The following is a 20,862-nucleotide window of genomic DNA, read 5'->3' as shown; positions in this document are numbered from 1 at the left end:
TCGTGACGACTGGAAAGATTTCCTTCGGCAGCAGGCAATTCAGAAGCCCATCAAGGCTGATATGAATTGAGTGACCATGACATGGTCACTGCCGTTGATCGTGAAGGTGGGGTTTAGCCGGCGGCCCGGCACCGGGGCCTGTTGGGCGGCATCAACGGGATGACAACCCTTGTGTTTAGACTTTTAAGAAGATCAGCCTGAACGTCGAGCAGATAGCCGTCGCCTTCAGCTCTCCGGTAGAAATCGTAACGCGCCATCAAAACGATCGGTACTTGGCCAGTGGCAGTCCGTTGCGCCTCACATAGTCGTTAGAGCTCTCGATCGCCTCCCTGTTTTCCTCCTGCCACGGGCGCGCTTTTTCGGCTGAAATCGCCTTGGCGATACCCTCCTCGGCGGCGCGAGATATGTTAATACCGAGCGCCTTGGCGTCTTCGATCAATCTGGAATCGATGGAGGTATTGACCGATTTTCGTCGGCCTTTTGGAGTCGATTGAAACATGGAGCAGCTCCCATTCATGCGCATAAGATAGGCGCATAAGAACACGCATGAATTCCCTACCCCTCCATCTCCTCGCGCAGCATCTCCAGCTCCAGCCATTCCTCCTCGAGCGCTGCCAGCGTGGCGCGCTCCTTACCGAGCGCGGCGATGGTCTTCTGGAATGAGGCCGGGTCGCGCTCGTAATAGGCCGGGTCGGCGATGTTGTTCTCCAGCCGTGAGATCGAGGCGTTCACCGCCTCGATCTTCTTCGGCAGTGATTCCAGCGCGAATTTCTGCTTGAACGACAGTTTCTTTGCTGGACCCTTCGGCGCAGCTGCTTCGGTCCCGCCTGCCGCCGCCACTTCGCTGGTCTCCGCCTTTGGCGGCCGTGCCTTGCGGTTGTCCAGCCTGGTGCCGCCGCGCTGCGCCAGCATGTCGGAATAGCCGCCGGCATATTCGATCCAGCGGCCGCCGCCGTCCGGCGCGATCAGGCTGGTCACCGTGCGATCGAGGAAATCGCGGTCGTGGCTGACCAGGATGACGGTACCGGCAAAACCGGCGACCAGTTCCTGAAGCAGTTCCAACGTCTCCATGTCGAGATCGTTGGTCGGCTCGTCGAGCACCAGCAGGTTTGCCGGCCGCGCCAGCACACGGGCGAGCAGCAGCCGCGCCCGCTCGCCGCCCGAAAGCTCGCGCACCGGCGTGCGCGCCTGTTCCGGCTTGAACAGGAAATCCTTCATATAGGAGACGACGTGGCGCTGCTCGCCATTAATGACAAGGTTCTCGCCGCGCCCGTCAGTGAGGTATCGCGCCAGTGTTTCGGCCGGGTCAACCGTCTCGCGCTTCTGGTCGAGCGTGGCGATCTCCAGATTGGTGCCGAGCCGCACCGAGCCTGAATCCGGCTTCAATTCGCCGGTCAGCATCTTCAGCAGCGTCGTCTTGCCGGCGCCGTTCGGGCCGACCAGGCCGACACGATCGCCGCGCTGGATGCGGGTCGAGAAGCCCTTGACCACGGTAAGATCGCCAAAGCTCTTCTCGATGTTCTTGGCCTCGATCACCAGCTTGCCGGATTCGGCGGCGTCGCTGGCCACCATGGTCGCCGCACCCTCGGCGCCGCGATGGCCACGAAAACGCTGGCGCAGGGTCTGCAGTTCGCCGAGCCGGCGCATGTTGCGCTTGCGCCTTGCCGTCACGCCGTAGCGCAACCAGTGCTCCTCGCGCACGATCTGGCGGCCAAGCTTGTGCTGCTCGCGCTCTTCTTCTTCCAGCACGTTGTCGCGCCATTCCTCGAAATGGCCAAAGCCCTTGTCGAGCCTGCGGGTCTGGCCGCGATCGAGCCAGACAGTGGCGCGTGACACGCGCTCGAGGAAACGGCGGTCGTGCGAGATGACGATCAGCGCCGAAGAGGTGCGGCCAAGCTCCTCCTCCAGCCACTCGATGACCGACAGGTCGAGATGGTTGGTCGGCTCATCAAGGAGGAGAATGTCGGGCTCCGGCGCCATGACGCGGGCAAGGGCAGCACGGCGCGCCTCGCCGCCGGAGAGATCATTCGGCGGTTCCTCGCCGGACAGGCCGAGATGCTCTATCAGATAGGTGGCGCGGTAGGGATCGTCGGCGGGTCCGAGCCCCGCCTCGACGTAGGCGCGGACGCTGGCGAAACCATCCATGTCGGGCATTTGCGGCAGGTAGCGCACTGTCGCCGAAGGCTGGCGGAACACCTCGCCGTCCTGCGGCTCGATCAATCCCGCAGCGATCTTGAGCAACGTCGACTTGCCCGAGCCGTTGCGGCCGACCAAAGCGATCTTGTCGCCTGCCGACGCCGTCAGTTCCGCTCCGTCGAGCAGCGGCGTGCCACCGAAAGTCAGTTTTATCCCGTCGAGATTGAGAAGTGGCGGCGCCATGTCAGCTTTCGGTAAGCGGGAGTGGGTGGGCGAGCAACAGCGCGCGGCCGCTGCCCAACGCGATTTCGAGCCGGCCCTTGACCTCATTGGAAATGGTCAGCGACGAGCCGAACGCCATCTCGATATGGTTCAGCGGCCATTTGGCGCCGGTCACGCTCAGGCCGGAAAGGTCGGAAAAGCCGAGAATCGAAAACAGCGTGCCATCGGCGTAGTCGAAGCCGACCTTCCCGCGAAGCAAGGGGATGCCTTCCTGTGCGCCGCTGGTCAAAAGCACCTCCGTCCCTGCCTCGGCCAGTCGGACGCTGAGCGCCAGGTGCAAGAAGGCGTGGTCGGTCCGCTTGCCACCGAACGCGCCGGCAAGCACGAGGCTGGTCGCGCCGCGTTCGAGCGCGGCGGCGATAGCCAGTTCGCCGTCGGTCTTGTCCTTTTCTGCCGGAAACACCTGGCGGGGCACGGCGGCCAGCTCGTCCGGCAAATCCGCCGGCACCGAATCGAAGTCGCCGACCCAGAGTTCCGGCGTCAGGCTCAGCGTCCGGGCATGGCTCATGCCGGCGTCGGCGGCGATGACACGCGTGCCAGCGACCTGGCGGTCGAGCAGCGGCGTGCGGATAAGATCGCCGCCAAGCAGGATGGTGAATTTGCTCATATGCGTGGCCCTTACCAGCCCTGCTTGCGAAACGGAAGGCCGCGTTCCGGATGCCCGGCAAACTTCCGCTTGCGCCACACCTGGGCCGGGCCTATGTGTCGAAACGCTCTAACGGGGTGCTGGACGCGATTTTCGCGGACCAGCTGAGAGGCAACCATGCCAACCCGCTGAACCTGATCCGGTTTGTACCGGCGGAGGGATTAGACGTTTCGGACAGCCCGACGCCTCAATTCCTTTCAACGTGAACGAAGGAGGCGCCGATGCGCACGTTTTTATACACTCTTGTTTCGGCAATGCTGCTTGCAGCGGCCGTTCTCGCCGGCATCGGGCCGGCATCCGCGCAGGAAAAACTCACCGTCTATACCTATGAGAGCTTCACCGCCGACTGGGGTCCAGGCCCCGCGGTGAAGAAGGCCTTCGAGGCCGAATGCGGCTGTACTCTCGAATTCGTCGCGGTCGCCGACGGCGTCGCCCTGCTCAACCGCGTCAAGCTGGAAGGCGCCGCAACCAAGGCCGACATCGTGCTTGGCCTGGACACCAATCTGACGGCCGAAGCCAAGGCCACCGGCCTGTTTTCGCCGCATGGCGTCGTCATCGACGTCAATGTGCCGGGTGGCTGGAGCGACAATATTTTCGTGCCGTTCGACTATGGCTATTTCGCCGTCGTCTACGACACCGAAAAGCTAAAGACCCCGCCGAAGAGCCTGAAGGAATTGGTCGAGGGCAATGCCGATGAGAAGATCGTTATCCAGGATCCGCGCACCTCGACGCCCGGTCTCGGCCTGCTGTTGTGGGTGAGGTCGGTCTATGGCGACAAGGCGCCGGAAGCCTGGGCCAAGCTTAAGGCAAAGGTGCTCACCGTGACGCCGGGCTGGAGCGAGGCCTATGGCCTGTTCACCAAGGGTGAGGCGCCGATGGTGCTGTCCTATACCACGTCGCCGGCCTATCACATGGTCGCCGAAAACACCGAACGCTATCAGGCGGCGTCCTTCGAGGAGGGCGAATATCTGCAGATCGAGGTTGCCGGCATAACCACCACGGGTGCGAAGAACCCGTTGGCGAAACAGTTCTTGACTTTTATGACCGGGCCGAAATTTCAGGATGTCATCCCCGAGACCAACTGGATGTTTCCTGCCGGCAAAACTGACAAGCCGCTCAATCCGGCCTTCGACAAGCTCGTCAAGCCGACCAAGACTTTGCTGTTCAGCCCCGAAGAGGTCGCCGCCAACCGCAAGGCCTGGGTCGACGAGTGGCTGTCGGTGATGAGCAAGTAGCTTGTGATTGAAAGATGATCACTCTACGGCGCCCCCCTCTGTCCTGCCGGACATCTCCCCCTCAAGGGGGGAGATCGGATGTCACTTCCGCTTTCGCCAATCGCAACAGTCGAAAGATTGAGGCGAGGGTAAAGCTGCCAATCTCCCCCCTTGAGGGGGAGATGTCCGGCAGCACAGAGGGGCGTGGGCGGGAACTCGGCCTCAGCCATATTTTCTGCTTCGACGATCGTTGAACCAGGCAGGGCGGCATGCATATCGGATATCCTGCCGATCCCCGCGTCACCGCCGGCACCATCGCGCTTGCCGCTGTTGCGCTGCTGATCGGCGCAGCGTTCGCCGGGCTCATCCTTGAAGCTACACGCAACCCGACCGGCGCCGCGTCGACTTTCGATTCCTACCTCTTCCGTGTCGCCCGTTTCACGCTGTGGCAGGCTTTGCTGTCGACACTGCTTTCCGTCGTGCCGGCGCTGTTCGTTGCGCGGGCGCTGTCGCGGCATCCGCGCTTCTTTGGTCGTGCCTTGATCCTGCAGCTTTTCGCCGTGCCGCTTGCGCTGCCGGCCATCGTCGCCGCACTCGGCATTCTGGCTCTCTATGGCCGTGCCGGCTATTTCGCCGGCGTGCTCACCGCGATTGGCGGTCAGGGCTGGCCGGGCATATACGGCCTGTCCGGCATCCTCGTAGCCCATGTCTTCTTCAATCTGCCGCTGGCGACGCGGCTGTTCCTCGAGGCGCTGGCGACGGTGCCGGCCGACCAGTGGCGGCTGGCGAGCCAGCTCGGCATGGGCGCCAGACCCGCATTCCGGTTGATTGAATGGCCGACGCTGCGTGCGGCATTGCCAGGGGTCGCCGGGCTTGTCTTCATGCTCTGCATCACATCCTTTACCATCGTGCTCACGCTGGGCGGCGGGCCGGGCGCGACGACACTGGAGGTCGCCATCTATCAAGCGCTGCGTTTCGATTTCGATCCTGCCCGCGCGGTGACGCTGACACTGCTGCAGATCGCGCTGACCTTCATCGTGGTGCTTGCATTGATGCGGCTTGGCGCCAACACCGTCGGCGACGCCAACCTGCCGGTGGCACCGCCCCGGTCTCTTTCGGCTGGTACGGCCGAGACCGTGCTGAACGCAGCATTGATCGTTCTGGCATTGCTGTTCGTCGCCGGGCCGATGGCGGCCACGGTGACGTCAGGCCTTGGCGCCGATCTCGGCCGGCTGGCGGCCGAGCGCGCGGTTCGGCAGGCAACGCTGACCAGCGCCGTGCTCGCCTTGCTGGCGGCGCTGCTTTCAGTGGCCCTGTCGCTGTCGCTCGTCATGGCACGACGGGCGCTGGCCTTGAGGCGTCGCGTCGAGGCCAAGGCGCTGCTCGAATACGCCACCGATACCGGCGCCGGCCTCGTCCTCGTCGTGCCGCCCATCGTAATCGGCGCCGGCTGGTTCCTTCTCCTGCGTACTTTCAGCGATGTCTTTGCCATCGCTCCTGTCATGGTCGTCGCCGTCAACGCGGTGATGGCGATGCCGTTTGCCATCCGCGCCATTCGCCCCGGCTATGATGCGGCGAGCGAACGCCACGAACGGCTCTGTTTACTGCTTGGCATTTCGGGCTGGGACCGGTTCCGGCTGGTCGACTGGCCGTCGCTGCGGCGGCCGCTCGCCACCGGTTTCGCGTTCGCGATGGCTTTGTCGCTCGGCGATCTCGGCGTCATTGCCCTGTTCGGCAGCGACTCCCTGCAGACGCTGCCTTATCTCTTGCTGTCGCGCATGGGCAGCTACCGCACCATGGACGCGGCAGGCCTGGCATTGCTGCTTGGCCTGCTCTGTCTCGCACTTGTCCTGGCCGCGGACTGGCTGGGACGGGGAGAAAAATCATGACGCTCAACAGCGAAAGCGGTACGGCTGTGCGGCTGGAAAAGGTCTCGTTCAGCTATGGCGAAGCGCCGTTTTTATTCGATGTCGAGTTCGCCGCCTCGAAGATCACCGCCATCATGGGGCCGAGCGGTTCGGGAAAATCGACACTGCTCAATCTGGTGGCCGGCTTCGAGACGCCGCGATCGGGCCGCGTGCTGATCGGCGGCGCCGATTTCGGCGCCAAACCGCCTTCGGCGCGGCCGGTGTCGATGGTTTTCCAGGAAAACAATCTCTTTGCCCATCTTTCGGTCGAACGAAATGTCGGCCTTGGCCGCTCACCGTCGCTCAGGCTGACCGAGGCCGACCACGCTGCGGTCGCCGCGGCGCTCAAGCGCGTCGGCCTTGCCGGCAAGCAACAGGCCCTGCCGCGCGAACTCTCCGGTGGCGAGCGGCAACGCGTCGCGCTCGCGCGCGTCCTGGTGCGCGACCGGCCGGTGCTCTTGCTCGACGAACCGTTCGCCTCGCTCGGACCGGCCTTGCGCGACGACATGCTCGATCTGGTAGCCGACGTTCATGCAGAGCGGCGCATGACGGTGCTGTTCGTCACGCATCAGCCGGAGGACGCCCACCGTATCGGCCAGGACATGGTGTTCCTGGACAATGCCACGGTTGCCGCAACCGGGACTGTCGCCGATTTTTTTACCAAGGCTGGACCGGAAGCCTTCCGGCACTATATCGGTGCAGGTCCGTTTGGCGCGGGATCACGAGATGTTGCCCGGAAGCGGACATAATTTACGGCCAAACCGGCTTCAGGCGATGTGGTGCTTGCTTGCCATGGTCAAAGTAGTGTGGCTAGGTCCTCCGATACTGGTCCGGCATAGGTTGTGATTTGCCACTTCGGTGTCATGCGTGCTTGTGGGCGCGAAGGACGCTGTGGCAGTTGATTGTGCGTATGATCCTTTCTGAAAATCGATGCCCGATTTTCGGGGCCATGTGCTGAGACCCGAAAGGAAGCTGTTCTGCCGACCGGCACCGACAGAGTGAGAAGGAAACCGCTGGCGCGCTTCCTCGCGCTGGCCGGCTTTGCCATGGCGCTGGCAAGCTGCCAGATGTTCACGCCTCCGGACGTTCAGGAATCCGGCTTCCAGCCTTCCAACAAACCGATCACGGTCGACAATGTCGCCGCCAACAGCAAGCTCGCCGAAATGGCGAAGGCGCAGCACCCGCGCATCCTCGCCACCTATGGCGGCGAGTATTCCGATCCCAAGCTCGAACGCATGGTCGCCAAGGTCGTCGGCAGCCTGACCGTGGTGTCCGCCAACCCGACCCAGACCTACCGCATCACCATCCTCAATTCGCCCAACGTCAATGCTTTCGCGCTGCCGGGCGGCTATCTCTACATCACGCGCGGCCTGTTGGCGCTGGCCAACGATTCGGCCGAGCTCGCCGCGGTCATCGCGCATGAGATGGGCCACGTCACTGCAAACCACGGCTTGCAGCGCCAGCAGCTCGAGGCTGAGGAGGGGTTTGCAACCAAGGTCGTCTCGGATGTGCTCGGCGACAGCCCGACCGCCAAGGCGGCACTGATCCGCGGCAAGCTGCGGCTTGCCCAGTTCTCGCGCAATCAGGAGCTTGAGGCCGACGGCATCGGCATCAAGTCGATCGGCGAGGCGGGCTTCGATCCCTTTGCCGCCGGCCGCTTCCTGCAGTCCATGTCGGCCTACACCGATTTCCGCTCTATCAGCGGCGCCACCGACGCCAGCCTCGACTTCCTGGCGACGCATCCCAACACTCCGCAACGCATCGATCTGGCGCAGCGTCATGCCCGCCAGTTCGGTGCGCCCGGCGTCGGCACGCGCGACCGCGACGCCTTCCTCGCCGGTATAGACGGCCTGCTCTACGGCGACACACCGGAGGAGGGCTATGTGCGTGGCGAAACCTTCCTGCATCCAGGGCTCGGCGTGTCGTTCTCGGTGCCCGATGGCTTCATCATCGACAACTCGGCCGCGGCGGTGACGGCAACCGGGCCAGGCGACATAGCGATCCGCTTCGACGGCGTTTCGATCGACAAGAGCCGCTCGCTGACCGACTACATCCGCAGTGGCTGGGTGGCCGGTCTGGACGAAAGCAGCGTGCGCCAGGAAACGATCAATGGCAACGAGGCGGCGACGGCGCATGCCAGCGCCGAGGGCTGGCAGTTCGACATCGCGGTGATCCGCGCCGGCGGTCAGGTCTACCGGCTGTTGACCGCAGCACCTTCCGCAAGCACCTCGCTGGATGCCGTGGCGCGCTCGGTCAGCGGCTCCTTCCGTATCTTGAGCGCAACCGAGAAAGCGGCGCTGAAGCCGCTGCATATCCGCGTTGTCACGGTGCGGCCCGGACAGACCATGGGGTCGCTCGCCGCGCAGATGGTCGGCGTCGATCGCAAGCTGGACCTGTTCAGGGTGCTCAACGCGATGTCGCCCGGTGCAGCAGTGTCCGCCGGCGACAAGGTCAAGATCATCACCGACAAATAAGATTCAGGCGGCTGTCGCCAGAAACTCGGGGTTTTGCTTCACCAGCGCTATCTTGAGCTTTTCCATGGCGCGTGCCTCGATCTGGCGGACGCGCTCCTTGGAGATGCCGAGCGCCTCGCCGAGGGCTTCGAGCGTCGCGCCCTCGTCGCTCAGCCGGCGCTCCTCAATGATCCTGAGCTCGCGGGCATTGAGCGCGCCGAGCGCCGTTTTCAGCCAGACAGAGCGGCGTTCGACATCGATTGTGTCGCCTACGACCTCGTCCGGCAAAGGATCGTCAGAAACCAGGAAATCCATTCGCTCGGTGGCGCCCGCATCGTCGGCGAGCGGCTGGTTGAGCGAGCTATCCGGTGCCGAAAGGCGGGAGTCCATCATCGCCACGTCGGCCTCCGGGACGCCGAGCGCCACCGACACCTCTCGGTAGAGCGAGGTATTCGAGATCGGCTCGGCGCCGTTCGCCAAGCGGGCGCGCAGGCGCCGCAAATTGAAGAACAGCGCCTTTTGCGCCGAACTGGTGCCGCCACGCACGATCGACCAGTTGCGCAGGATATAGTCCTGCATCGAGGCGCGGATCCACCACGTCGCATAGGTCGAAAACCGCACCTCGCGCTCCGGTTCGAAACGGGCCGCTGCCTCCAGCAGGCCGACATGGCCCTCCTGGACCAGGTCGCCGAGCGGCAGACCGTAGTGGCGGAATTTCGAGGCCATGGAAATGACCAGCCGCATATGCGCCATGGCGATTTGGTGCAGCGCCTGCTGGTCGTTCTCTTGCTTCCAGCGCAGCGCGAGAAGATGCTCCTCGTCGCGCTCGAGATAGGGGGCTTTCATCGCCGCGCGGACCATGGTTCGCCCTGCCATATCTTCCATCATGCCACGCTCCCTGTTCCGGGCGTTGCGGTGCGATCGCTCGACCCTGAGCTGGCATCGGGTTGAATTGGCGACGCCGCGCCCTACAACAGCCAAGAACGTGCCATGCGGGTGAATGGTTCCGCCGTTGATGTCGCGTGGATTGCACTGGCGAAAGCTCGTTGCGGCGGTCGCTACGCGGTCGGTTGGCGTGACTCGATGTCGTTTTGAGAATTGGGTTTCAAAAGCGTCTAATTTTTGAAATCCGGTTCCTTATTTCGCCAGCCTGCATCTGTCAGTTTCCGGCGCTCAACAAATGCGCCGGACGCCGGCCAAGGACGGGATCACAGAAAAATGAAATGGCTCAAATCGCTTATCGTCGCCGGAACACTGCAGGTTTTGGCCGTCACATCAGGCCATGCCGGCGCAAATCTCGATCAGATCAAGCAGGTCGGCGTCCTTAAGGTCGGCACCGAAGGCACCTATGCCCCCTTCACCTATCATGATGCCTCGGGTGCATTGGTCGGCTTCGACGTCGAGATAGCCCAGGCGATTGCCGAGCGCCTCGGCGTCAAGGCCGAATTCCTCGAAGGCAAATGGGACGGACTGATCGCCGGCCTCGACGCCAAGCGTTATGACGCCGTCATCAATCAGGTCGGCATCACCGAGGCGCGCAAGGCCAAGTATGATTTCTCCGATCCCTACATCGCTTCCAAAGCGGTGCTGATCGTGCGCGGCGACAATACCGATATCAAGAGCTTTGCCGACCTTAAGGGCAAGAAGGCGGCGCAGTCGCTGACTTCGAATTTCGGCAAACTCGCCGAAACGAACGGCGCCGAGCTCGTCGGCACCGATGGTTTCGACCAATCGATCCAGCTGCTTCTTACCGGCCGCGCCGACGCCACCATCAACGACAGCCTGTCCTTCCTCGATTTCAAGAAGCAAAAGCCCGACGCCAATGTGAAGATCGCCGCGCAGGAAGAAAACGCCGACTATTCCGGCGTCATCGTGCGCAAGGGCGATCCGGAACTGGTCGCCGCCATCAATCAGGCACTGGCCGACATCAAGGCCGACGGCACCTACCAGAAGATCGCCGACACCTATTTCGGCCAGGACGTTTCGAAGTAAGCGCATCGCACGGAGCGGGTTGGTTGCCGGCCCGCATGGCAAGCATCGCGGCGAGCCGTCTTTGACGGCCGCCGCTTTTCGCGTGATATGACGATCGTATGGTCGCGCCTCGATGCTGCCGGGCCGCTTTTTTTGGGCGGCAATCTCGCAAGGAGGGTTTTCGTGCCGCACTGGCTGCAATTGATGCTGGACTCATTGCCGACGCTGCTATGGGCCGCGCTGATCTTCACCGTTCCGCTAACGCTCCTGTCGTTCGCATTCGGTCTCTTCGTAGGGCTGGTTGCGGCGCTTGTCCGGCTGTTCGGCCCGAAGCCGCTGGTCGCCGTGGTCCGCTTCTACGTCTGGATCTTCCGTGGCACGCCACTTCTGGTGCAGCTCTTCCTGATCTTCTACGGCCTGCCCTCGGTCGGCATCCTGCTCGACGCTTTTTCAGCCGCGTTGATCGGCTTCACGCTCAACATCGGCGCCTATACGTCGGAAATCATCCGCGCCGTCATAGGCTCAGTGCCCAAGGGGCAGTGGGAGGCGGCCTACTCGATCGGCATGACCTGGAGCCAGGCGATGCGGCGCACCATACTGCCGCAGGCCGGCCGCGTCGCGGTGCCGCCGCTGTCCAACACCTTCATCTCGCTGGTCAAGGATACATCGCTGGCCGCCGCCATCACCGTGCCGGAAATGTTCCAGGCGGCGCAGCGGATCGTCGCCACCACCTATGAGCCGCTGATCCTCTATATCGAGGCGGCGGCCCTGTATCTGGCGCTGAGCTCGGTGCTGTCGGCATTGCAGACGCGCTTGGAAAAGCGGCTTAACCGCTATGGCGGCTTCCTGGAGGCGCGTTCATGATCGGCCTCACCGACATCGAGAAGCGCTTCGGCGACAACCTCGTGCTGAAGGGCGTGACCGTCACCATCGAGGAAGGCAGCGTCACAGCCCTTGTCGGTCCCTCGGGCGGCGGGAAAAGCACGCTTCTGCGCTGCATCAACCTGCTTGAGATCCCGACTTCGGGCACGGTGCGCATCGGCGACGACGCGCTCGAATTCCACCCTGGCGGCAAGGTTTCCGCAACGGCCATCCGGCGCCTGCGGCTGCAGACGGGCATGGTGTTCCAGAATTTCCAGCTGTTCCCACACCGCACCGCGATCGAGAATGTCATGGAGGGGCTGGTGACGGTGCTGAAATGGCCGACGGCGAGGGCGCGCGAGCGGGGGCTCGCTCTGCTCGAAAAGGTCGGGATGGCGCATAAGACCGATGCCTGGCCGGCGACGCTGTCGGGCGGCCAGCAGCAACGCGTTGCGATCGCCAGGGCGCTGGCGCCATCGCCGAAAGTGCTGTTGTGCGACGAGCCGACCTCGGCGCTCGATCCGGAACTGGCGCAGGAGGTGGTCGACGTGCTCAGCCAGCTCGCCCGCGAGGGGACCACCATGGTGATCGCGACGCACGACCTGCGCCTCGCATCGAAGATCGCGCAGGAGGTGGTGTTCCTCGACGCCGGCAGCGTCGTCGAGAAAGGCCCCGCCGCGGTCCTGTTCAGCAATCCGGAGCGCCAGCGAACCAGGCGGTTCATCGCGACGCTGAAGCAGGAGGCAGAGAAGGAAGGAGGAGGCGAAGGTTAATGCATGTCGCCCAAAAGTTCGCAGCGGTTTTGGGATAGCGACATGCATACAAAGAAAAACCCGGCGCGAGGCCGGGTTTTTCCAATTCGAAGGCGAGAAGCGCTCAGGCAGCTTCTTCCTGCTCGGCTTCTTCGTTGTCGGCCTTGGCGCCGCGCTTCGGACCCTTGTTGAGGTTCACCTCGATGAGGCGCACCGCTTCGGTTTCCGACATGCGGTTGACGGCCGCGATCTCGCGCGCCATGCGGTCGAGTGCCGCCTCATAAAGCTGGCGCTCGGAATAGGACTGCTCCGGCTGGTTGTCGGCGCGGTAGAGGTCGCGCACCACTTCCGAGATCGAGATCAGATCGCCGGAATTGATCTTCGCATCATATTCCTGAGCCCGGCGCGACCACATGGTGCGCTTGACGCGGGCGCGGCCCTGCACGACCTTCAGCGCGCGATCGACATAATCCTCTTCCGACAGCTTGCGCATGCCGATGGAGGTCGCCTTGGCAACCGGAACCTTCAGACGCATCTTGTCCTTCTGGAAGTCGATGACGAACAGTTCCAGCTTGTGGCCCGCAACTTCCTGCTCGTCGATCGAGACGATCTGGCCGACGCCATGCGCCGGATAGACGATGTACTCGCCGGTCTTAAAACCGTGACGCGCTGCGCTGGACTTCTTCTGCGGGGTGATTGTTGCCATTACGCCATGAACTCCTTGGTGTGGTACCGGCATTCTGCCGGCCGAACTCGCGCGATCGGGTAACCGATCGTTAGCCGCACAACTACGAAACCACCGGAATAGCCGAGGTCAGCAAGCCGCATAATTGCGACTGCCTGCCCCAGATCACTCTGGTCCGGATTGAGAAATTCACCTTTCAGTGATTTGGGGCGTTTGCGCCATAAATCGACGTTGTGTCACCGGCATGTTTGGCTGATGTAGCACAAAAAGTCGGAAGAATCAAGGCTTTGCTGCACGCGCGAAGGTCAAGCGCGATCTCCGCCTATCAGGGCAGTTAATGTGCGGTGCCTATTACGCCGCGTTATGACGATCAAATCGGCGTCGCCGTTACAGCGCCACGCGCCCGTTTTGGACGTGCACGGGACGCTGTGACAGTTTTGATCTTGCGCATGATACTTTTCGAAAATCGATTCCGATTTTCGGAGTCAGGCGCTAGTCGCCCTCGCCGGGCTCGGGGGAGAAATACTTCTCGAACTTGCCGGCCTCGCCATCGAAGGATTTGGCGTCGGCCGGAGGCTCCTTCTTGGCGGTGATGTTGGGCCATTTATCGGCATATTCGGTGTTGATCTGCAGCCATTTGTCGAGCCCCGGCTCGGTGTCAGGCTTGATCGCGTCGGCCGGGCATTCCGGCTCGCAGACGCCACAGTCGATGCACTCGTCGGGATGGATGACGAGCATGTTCTCCCCCTCATAGAAACAGTCGACCGGACAGACCTCGATGCAGTCCATGTATTTGCATTTTATGCAGTTATCGGTCACGACATAGGTCATCAGTCGGCTCCGGGACGTCACGTTTTATCAGAGCGAGGTGCGTCCAATCGGACGCACAAATGCACGCTCTAACGCTTTGAATTCACGCATCGTGTTCCCCAATGCGATAGGCTTTTTTGGTGAGGTAACGTCTTTGCCCGCCGCTTGCAAGAGCAGCCATTGCGCGCGATACCGGCGTTTCCGGAATGGAATTCCAGACGGGCCATGCTCGAAAGCCAGTTATGCGTCAGTCATCGCCGAGCAGCCGGTCGGTCTCCCGGCGTTCCTTCTTGGTGGGGCGGCCGCTGCCGGCATCGCGCAGTGCGGGAATCGCATCGGGAACGGCCTCGCCTTTTGGCACCGGCGGTGGCGACATATCCTCATAGAGCAAGCGCGCTTCCTCTGCGGGGCCGCGCCGGCTTCCCGTGCCGAGCACCTTCCAGACGAAGATGCGCCGCTCGAGAGTGATGGTCAGGACGTCGCCGGCGCGGACCAGATCGGAGGCCTGCGCTGCTTTGTCGCGATTGATGCGGACGCGTCCGGCCACCACCAGCTTCGCGGCAAGCGAGCGCGATTTCACCGCACGCGAAAAGAACAGCCATTTGTCGATGCGCTGGCGGGCATCAGCGACCATCGGAGCGAGCGAACCTACTTCTTCAGCTGGTCGCGCAACGCGGCGAGCTTGGCGAAGGGGGAATCCGGGTCGAAGCGCACGGGACGCTCCTCGCGCGGCTTCGTCTGGAACGCGGGCTTTCCACCGGGCGCGCCACCCTTGCCCTCCGGCCTGCCGCCCTTCCAGTCGGGCCGGCTTTCGCGACGATCGGAACGCTCGCCCTGCGGCTTGCCGTCGCGCCGCTCTCCCGTCTCGCCCTGGGGCTTGGGCTTGAACTTGCTGCGGTCGAAGCGCGGTTTGCCGGCGCCTTCGCGGCGTCCTTCATGGGCGGGCCGGCTGCCTGGAGCGCCGACCGGTTGTCCGCCGGTGGCATCTGCCGGTGCGTCGCCACGGCCATCGCGCGCGGCTTGCCCGTTGCGCGGGCGATTGTCCCTATCACGGGGCCGGTTGTCATGGTGGCGGTGGCGCGGGCGCTGGTCGAAGCGGCCCTGCCGCCACAACAGAATGGGCTTTGGTTCCTCGGCTTCTTTCTCGGCCTGGGGAGCAGCCTCGCCGGTGGCGGCTTCCGCCGTCGCGGCAGGTTCGGCCGACACTGCTTCCGTTGCAGGCGAGGCTTCGGAGGCCGGCTCCGCCGATGCGACTTCAACCTCGGCGGTTTCGAGTTCTGCCTCTGGCTGAGCCGCTGATACCGGAGGCGCTTCGGCTGCGGCTTCGGCTGCAGGCAGCTCCTCTTCCGTGACCTCAGCCGGAGTTTCCCGCTGAGCTTTCGCGACAGGCTCCGCTTCACCTTCGGTGGAGGGTTCCGCAGGGGCTTCGGCCGTGGCTTTTGCCACTGCATCCGGCTCAGAACTCCCGGCCGGCGCCTCGGCGGCTGCGTCCGCAATCGCGGCTTCGGCTGCCTTGGCCTGCTCGGCTTGTTCTTCCGCCGCCTGCTTGGCCGCGGCGGCTTCGCGCGCGGCATTGTCCTGTGCCTCGAGCCGCGCCCTCACCTCGACCGCCGGCTTCGGCTCTGCCCGGTAGCCGAGGCCTTTCAAAATCTCTTCCATGTCGTCGGCCGTGGCGCCGAGGATCGACATCATCGGCGGCGTCACCATGAAGGACTGACCATCATAGGCGCCGTCGGGGCGCTGGCCGAGGCCCGGCTTCCAATTGGTTGCGGGCCGGATCAGGTCGGCCAGCCGTTCAAGGATGTCGACGCGCACCGCGCGACGGCCGAGATTGCGGTAGCCGGCCAGCTTGTAGAAGGTCTTGTCGAACGTGGGATCGATGACCACCGAGGTGCGGCCGGAGGCCAGCGCGTGAACCACGTCGCCAAAGCCGGGCTTGTCCTTGCCGTCGCTCCTCAGCGCCCACAACAGCGTCACCAGTCCAGCCGGGGCGGGCTTGATCAGCGCGGGCACGAAGACGTGGTAGGCGCCGAAGCGCACGCCGAGTCGGCGAAGGGCGGCGCGGCCTTCCTGGTCGAGCGACTTCATCTCCTCGGCGATGTCACGGCGGTTGATGAGGCCGAAATGCTCGACGAGCTGGAAGGCGATGCCACGGCCGATGCCGGTGATCTGCTCGGCGTTCTTGAGGTCGACCAGCGGCTTCAGCAGGGACTCGATCTGGAAATTGACGAAGCGCTCGGCGCGGGCCGCGACCTTATCGCGGGCGGGTCCGGTGAGCTGCTCGTCGGCCAGCAGCACAAGGCGCGGCTTCAGCGGCTCGTCGCCTGCTACCAGCGTGCCGATCGGCGCGCCGATCCAGCGCAACGTGCCGTCGGAGCCGAGCGCGATGTCGCCGTTGGCCGAGGCGCCGAAGCGTTCGGCCCGCGCCTCGAATTCGGCTGCAAGCGCCTTCTGGGCTGCTGCACGCACAGCCTTGGCGTCCTCGCCGCCGGCGCTTTGGTCGGCGGTGAAGCGGAACCCCTGCAACTCGCCGACATGATGGCCTTCGACGAGGACGGTTCCGGTTGGGCTGATTTCGGCTTCAGGCATGGTATTTTCTCTAAGGCGCCGCATGAGGACGGAAGTCCTGCGGTCTACGAAGCGTTTCGTCAACCGCTCATGCAGCGCATCCGACAATCTGTCTTCGATTTCGCGTGTCTTTTCCTGCCAGTGTGCCTGATCGGCCAGCCAGCCGGGCCGGTTGGAAACGAAAGTCCAGGTGCGGATCTGGGCGATCCGGTGCGACAGCGTGTCGATGTCGCCCTCGGTGGTGTCGGCACGGCGCACCTGCTCGGCCATGTAGTTCTCGTCGACATGGCCATGCCTGGCAAGGTCCATATAGATCGAGGCGATCAGGTCGGCATGCTGGGCTGGCGCGATCTTCCTGTAGTCGGGAAGGGCGCAGGCCTCCCACAACAGCGCCACGCGCCTGGCGTCGGTGGCAAGCGCCCGAATGTCCTCGTCGCGGGACAGGTGCTCGAGCGCCTGCGCATCCACCGCCGGCAGCGCGCGCGTCAGGCCTTCAACCGGGGCGTTGGTCTCGATCGAGCGCTTCAGCGCGTCGAGGTTGGCGAAATCGAAACGCGCGGTGCGCCATTGCAGCACCTTCACCGGGTCGAAATCATGCGCTTCAATCTTCTTGACCAGTTCCTCATCCAGTGGATCGACCTGGCCGGTGACGCCGAAGGTTCCGTCGCGCATGTGCCGGCCGGCGCGGCCGGCGATCTGGCCGAGTTCGGCCGCCGTCAGATTGCGGTACTGGTAGCCGTCGAATTTGCGGTTCTGGGCGAAGGCGACATGATCGAGATCGAGGTTGAGGCCCATGCCGATCGCATCGGTGGCGATCAGATAATCGACATCACCCGATTGGAACAGCGCCACCTGCGCGTTGCGGGTGCGGGGCGATAGAGCACCGAGCACGACGGCCGCACCGCCCTGCTGGCGGCGGATCAGTTCGGCGATCGCATAAACCTCGTCGGCGGAAAAGGCGACGATCGCCGTACGTCGCGGCAAGCGGGTGAGCTTCTTCGAGCCGGCATAGGCGAGATGCGACAGCCGTGGCCGCGTCACCACCGACACGCCCTTCAGCAGACGCTGGAGGATGCCGTGCATGGTGGCCGCACCCAGCAGCAGTGTCTCCTGGCGGCCGCGCAGATGCAGGATGCGGTCGGTGAAGATGTGGCCGCGCTCGAGATCGCCGGCCAGCTGAACCTCGTCGATGGCAACGAACGCGGCGTCGGTCTCGCGCGGCATGGCTTCCACCGTACAGACCGAATATCTGGCGCCGTCGGGCTGGATCTTCTCCTCGCCGGTGATGAGCGCCACCTTGTGAGCGCCGACCTTCTCGCAGACGCGTGTATAAACCTCGCGGGCGAGGAGCCGGAGCGGCAGGCCGATAATGCCGCTTTCATGCGCCACCATGCGCTCGATGGCGAGATGGGTCTTACCGGTGTTGGTCGGCCCGAGCACGGCGGTCACGTCGCGGCCCGACAGGATCAGCGGTTCAGTGTGTTTCGGCTGGATGTTCATCGACCTGGAAATAAGGCTCTCTGCCTCGCGTTGTCGGGAGCGCGCCCCATGCTGGCGCGTGTGACAAGCGACACATAGGGATTTCGGGCGCGAAGCGAAAGCGGAATGTTCCGACGGCAGCTCGAAGGCTCCCCTCAGCTTCGATAATCTGTTCCGATTAGACAGTAGGGCGTTCCGATTTAACAGTTGGAACGAGTCTGGAACGAATCGGCTACGAATCGCTGACTCGCGCGGATTCAGGGTTTGTTCACGGCTACATCTGGATTTTTCGCCGGCGAGTCTCACCACATGCTGAATCGCCGAAATGGCCCGTTTCATGCAGGGCTGACTCGCCGTTAACCTTTGCCGATGAACGATCGACAGCAGGTCGGCGGGTGTCATCCAACATTTTGAAATTATTGATCTTTCCTAACGCGCCTTAACCATTTGGGGATGTTTTCAGCCTTTTGTAGTTAACCTTCCGCTCAAAGCCGGAACGAAACGGCGACGAATCAGCGCTGGCGGGAGTTTCCCGGTTTGTTCACCCCAATATGTAGTGTCGTGAACAGGTTTTCCACCGGGTATCCACAGGCGGGGAACAGGTTTTGCACAGGCTGTGCGGCCGCCGTTAACTTTGCGTGCCGCTTCGGCACAAGGTCGGCGTCGCGTCCATCGTCGGCGCAGTCGCTGCACGAGGACCAGTGTGCCACCGCTTGCCCGCCTGCCGGCACCTTCGCGCGAGCCGATCGCCCAGACCAAGCCTGCAGCCGAACCAGGGCTGAAGCTTGTTGCCTGACAGCCGCGATTGTGTGGCTCCCAGCCCTCGGTCTTGGCCGTGTTGGCGTCGGCCCGGTACATCAGCTACCAGCGAGGGCCGACGCCTCAGGTGATATACTGGCCGCCATTGGCGGTTAGGGTCGAGCCGGTGATGAAGCCGGCATCGTCGGAAGCGAGGAAGACGACGCAGCGTGCGATCTCTTCCGGCTCGCCGAGGCGGCCGACCGGGATCTGCGGGATAACGCGCTCGTTGAGCACCTTCTCGTCCATCGCCCTGACCATCTCGGTGGCGATATAGCCGGGACAGATGACATTGACGGTGATGCCGGCCCGCGCCCCTTCCTGGGCGAGCGCTTTGGTGAAGCCGATATCGCCGGCCTTCGAGGCCGAATAATTGACCTGGCCGGTCTGGCCCTTCTGGCCATTGATCGAGGAGATGGTGATGACGCGGCCGAACTTGCGGTCGCGCATGCCGCCCCACAGCGGGTGCGTCATGTTGAAGACGCCGGAAAGATTGGTGTCGACGACTTCTTTCCACTGCTCGCGCGTCATCTTGTGGAACATGGCGTCGCGGGTGATGCCGGCATTGTTGACCAGCACGGAAACCGGACCGAGATCGGCCTCGACCTGCTTGATGCCGGCAGCGCAAGCATCGTAGTCGGCGACGGACCATTTGTAGACCGGGATGCCGGTCTCTGCCTTGAATTTCTGCGCCGCTTCGTCATTGCCGGCGTAGTTCGCGGCAACCTTGTAGCCGGCGGTTTTCAGGCCGATCGAAATCGCGGCGCCAATACCGCGCGACCCACCGGTGACGAGTGCTATCTTTGTCATGATGTCCTCCCTCTTTTTTTTCCTGAATGGCGGGCGACGAAACCGGGAACGCTCTAACGGCGATTGAGCCCCGTTCGCCACCGACTATTTCACGGCTCGCTCACCTTGTCTTCACGACGCTCCGCATATGACTTCACAGCGCTTCCACGCACATGGCAACGCCCATGCCGCCGCCGATGCACAGCGTGGCAAGGCCTTTCCTGGCACTTCTGCGGCGCATCTCGTAGACCAGCGTGTTGAAGATTCGGGCACCGGAGGCGCCGATCGGGTGGCCGATGGCGATGGCGCCGCCATTGACATTGACGATGGACGGATCCCAGCCCATGTCCTTGTTGACGGCGCAGGCCTGCGCGGCGAAGGCTTCGTTGGCCTCGACCAGGTCGAGATCGCCGACCGACCAGCCGGCCTTGGCCAGCGCCTTGCGCGAGGCGGGAATAGGCCCGGTGCCCATGATCTGCGGATCGACGCCAGCGGTCGCCCAGGACACGATGCGCGCCAGCGGCGTGATGCCGCGCCTTTCGGCTTCCGCTTCGGTCATCAGCAGCACGGCGGCGGCGCCGTCATTGATGCCGGAGGCATTGGCGGCGGTCACGGTGCCCTCCTTATCGAAGGCCGGTCTTAGCTTCGTCATGGCGTCGATCGTGGCGCCGTGGCGGATGTATTCGTCTTGGTCGACAATGGTGTCGCCCTTCTTGCCCTTGACGGTGAAAGCCACGATCTCGTCCTTGAATTTGCCGGCCTTCTGCGCGGCCTCTGCCTTGTTCTGGGAGGCCAATGCGAGCCGGTCCTGGTCCTCGCGGGTAATCTGGAACTGGCGCGCGACGTTTTCGGCCGTGTTGCCCATGTGGTAGCCATTGAAGGCATCCCACAGCCCGTCCTTGATCATGGTGTCGATCATCTTGTAGTCGCCCATCTTGACGCCGGCACGCAGGTGTTGAGCGTGCGGGGCCAGCGACATCGATTCCTGCCCGCCGGCGACGATCACCTTGGCATCGCCGGTGGCGATCTGCTGCATGCCGAGAGCAATAGCGCGCAGACCTGAGCCGCAAACCTGATTGAGGCCCCAGGCGGTGGTTTCCTTTGGCAGGCCGGCATTGATAGATGCCTGGCGGGCGGGGTTCTGGCCCTGAGCCGCGGTCAGCACCTGGCCGAGGATGACCTCGTCGACCTCCGCCGGCTCGACACCGGCACGAGACAGCAGTTCCTTGATGACAACGGCACCAAGCTCATGCGCCGGGGTGGCGGCAAAGGCGCCGTTGAAGGAACCGACGGGCGTGCGCGCCGCACTGGCGACAACGATGGCAGCGGACATGTTCTTCTCCAGACTTCGAGGTATCGTATCGTCAGGGCTTTTCTTGCCCTTTCAATGGTCCAAGTCAAACCGGAAATGGGCACGCTGGCCATGCGCCGCAAGCAGGTTGCGCCTCGTGGTGGAAACAGCCCGCCCATTGCTGCGCAGCATTTTCTGCCCGCCATGCAGCATTAATTGA

General features: G+C 63.4%; 18 protein-coding genes and 1 riboswitch. Of the genes, 7 read left to right on the top strand and 11 right to left on the bottom strand.

Features of this window, described 5'->3' with window-relative positions:
- Window positions 1–113: 113 nt before the first annotated feature.
- From ACWTU7_RS11865 to ACWTU7_RS11850, 4 genes are read right to left on the bottom strand one after another with little or no spacing between them, the layout of a single operon-like run.
- Complete coding sequence (locus tag ACWTU7_RS11865; protein ID WP_455838574.1) at window positions 114–257, bottom strand: CcdB family protein; 144 nt, start codon at window positions 255–257, stop codon at window positions 114–116.
- The gene (locus ACWTU7_RS11860; protein ID WP_455846518.1) at window positions 257–499 is read right to left on the bottom strand and encodes a type II toxin-antitoxin system CcdA family antitoxin; all 243 of its coding nucleotides are present in this window, start codon (window positions 497–499) and stop codon (window positions 257–259) included. Before ACWTU7_RS11860 ends, ACWTU7_RS11865 begins: the two co-directional genes overlap by 1 nt.
- A gap of 56 nt (window positions 500–555) precedes the next feature.
- Window positions 556–2,379 carry an ABC-F family ATP-binding cassette domain-containing protein gene (locus tag ACWTU7_RS11855; protein WP_455838576.1) on the bottom strand — a complete coding sequence of 608 codons (1,824 nt, stop codon included), beginning with the start codon at window positions 2,377–2,379 and terminating at the stop codon, window positions 556–558.
- Window position 2,380: 1 nt separating this feature from the next.
- A complete protein-coding gene (locus tag ACWTU7_RS11850; protein ID WP_455838577.1) occupies window positions 2,381–3,025 on the bottom strand; it encodes a thiamine diphosphokinase in 645 nt (214 codons plus the stop codon).
- Window positions 3,026–3,127: 102 nt separating this feature from the next.
- A riboswitch (TPP riboswitch) is annotated at window positions 3,128–3,242 on the top strand.
- 43 nt (window positions 3,243–3,285) lie between these two features.
- Here ACWTU7_RS11850 and thiB point away from each other — a divergent pair.
- From thiB to ACWTU7_RS11830, 4 genes are all read left to right on the top strand, one after another.
- On the top strand, window positions 3,286–4,299 hold the full coding sequence (thiB, locus tag ACWTU7_RS11845; protein ID WP_455838578.1) for a thiamine ABC transporter substrate binding subunit: 1,014 nt from the start codon (window positions 3,286–3,288) through the stop codon (window positions 4,297–4,299).
- A gap of 248 nt (window positions 4,300–4,547) precedes the next feature.
- Entirely contained in the window at window positions 4,548–6,167 is a 1,620-nt protein-coding gene (gene thiP / locus ACWTU7_RS11840) for a thiamine/thiamine pyrophosphate ABC transporter permease (protein WP_455838579.1), read from the top strand.
- Window positions 6,164–6,934 carry a thiamine ABC transporter ATP-binding protein gene (gene thiQ, locus ACWTU7_RS11835; protein WP_455838580.1) on the top strand — a complete coding sequence of 257 codons (771 nt, stop codon included), beginning with the start codon at window positions 6,164–6,166 and terminating at the stop codon, window positions 6,932–6,934. The genes thiP and thiQ overlap by 4 nt, the downstream gene beginning before the upstream one ends.
- Before the next feature lie 297 nt (window positions 6,935–7,231).
- On the top strand, window positions 7,232–8,659 hold the full coding sequence (locus ACWTU7_RS11830; protein ID WP_065011346.1) for a M48 family metalloprotease: 1,428 nt from the start codon (window positions 7,232–7,234) through the stop codon (window positions 8,657–8,659).
- 3 nt (window positions 8,660–8,662) lie between these two features.
- Here the strand turns inward: ACWTU7_RS11830 and ACWTU7_RS11825 are convergent, their stop codons facing one another.
- Window positions 8,663–9,526, bottom strand: coding sequence for an RNA polymerase factor sigma-32 (locus tag ACWTU7_RS11825; protein ID WP_455838581.1), 864 nt, complete (start codon window positions 9,524–9,526; stop codon window positions 8,663–8,665).
- 330 nt (window positions 9,527–9,856) lie between these two features.
- Between ACWTU7_RS11825 and ACWTU7_RS11820 the strand changes: the two genes are divergently transcribed.
- The 3 genes from ACWTU7_RS11820 to ACWTU7_RS11810 all read left to right on the top strand — a co-directional run bounded on the left by ACWTU7_RS11820 (window position 9,857) and on the right by ACWTU7_RS11810 (window position 12,243).
- Window positions 9,857–10,630: an amino acid ABC transporter substrate-binding protein gene (locus ACWTU7_RS11820; RefSeq protein WP_029348818.1), complete on the top strand. Its 774-nt coding sequence runs from the start codon at window positions 9,857–9,859 to the stop codon at window positions 10,628–10,630.
- 162 nt (window positions 10,631–10,792) lie between these two features.
- A complete protein-coding gene (locus tag ACWTU7_RS11815; RefSeq protein WP_029348816.1) occupies window positions 10,793–11,473 on the top strand; it encodes an amino acid ABC transporter permease in 681 nt (226 codons plus the stop codon).
- On the top strand, window positions 11,470–12,243 hold the full coding sequence (locus tag ACWTU7_RS11810; RefSeq protein WP_095517969.1) for an amino acid ABC transporter ATP-binding protein: 774 nt from the start codon (window positions 11,470–11,472) through the stop codon (window positions 12,241–12,243). The genes ACWTU7_RS11815 and ACWTU7_RS11810 overlap by 4 nt, the downstream gene beginning before the upstream one ends.
- A 103-nt stretch (window positions 12,244–12,346) precedes the next feature.
- On the opposite strand, the gene ACWTU7_RS11805 is transcribed toward ACWTU7_RS11810, so the two are convergent.
- From ACWTU7_RS11805 to ACWTU7_RS11780, 6 genes are all read right to left on the bottom strand, one after another.
- Window positions 12,347–12,928 carry a CarD family transcriptional regulator gene (locus tag ACWTU7_RS11805; RefSeq protein ID WP_027152934.1) on the bottom strand — a complete coding sequence of 194 codons (582 nt, stop codon included), beginning with the start codon at window positions 12,926–12,928 and terminating at the stop codon, window positions 12,347–12,349.
- A 471-nt stretch (window positions 12,929–13,399) separates the two neighbouring features.
- Window positions 13,400–13,738, bottom strand: coding sequence for a ferredoxin FdxA (fdxA, locus tag ACWTU7_RS11800; protein ID WP_023762879.1), 339 nt, complete (start codon window positions 13,736–13,738; stop codon window positions 13,400–13,402).
- 226 nt (window positions 13,739–13,964) lie between these two features.
- On the bottom strand, window positions 13,965–14,351 hold the full coding sequence (locus ACWTU7_RS11795; RefSeq protein ID WP_029348806.1) for an RNA-binding S4 domain-containing protein: 387 nt from the start codon (window positions 14,349–14,351) through the stop codon (window positions 13,965–13,967).
- A gap of 14 nt (window positions 14,352–14,365) precedes the next feature.
- Window positions 14,366–17,785 carry a helicase-related protein gene (locus ACWTU7_RS11790; protein ID WP_455838582.1) on the bottom strand — a complete coding sequence of 1,140 codons (3,420 nt, stop codon included), beginning with the start codon at window positions 17,783–17,785 and terminating at the stop codon, window positions 14,366–14,368.
- An 861-nt stretch (window positions 17,786–18,646) separates the two neighbouring features.
- Window positions 18,647–19,372, bottom strand: coding sequence for an acetoacetyl-CoA reductase (gene phbB, locus ACWTU7_RS11785; RefSeq protein WP_029348801.1), 726 nt, complete (start codon window positions 19,370–19,372; stop codon window positions 18,647–18,649).
- A 133-nt stretch (window positions 19,373–19,505) separates the two neighbouring features.
- Complete coding sequence (locus ACWTU7_RS11780; RefSeq protein ID WP_455838583.1) at window positions 19,506–20,684, bottom strand: acetyl-CoA C-acetyltransferase; 1,179 nt, start codon at window positions 20,682–20,684, stop codon at window positions 19,506–19,508.
- Window positions 20,685–20,862: the final 178 nt, after the last annotated feature.

The organism is Mesorhizobium sp. BHscii, assembly GCF_053848065.1.
The sequence above is the reverse complement of the archived record's forward strand: the minus strand, read 5'-3'. Positions and strand labels throughout refer to the sequence as shown.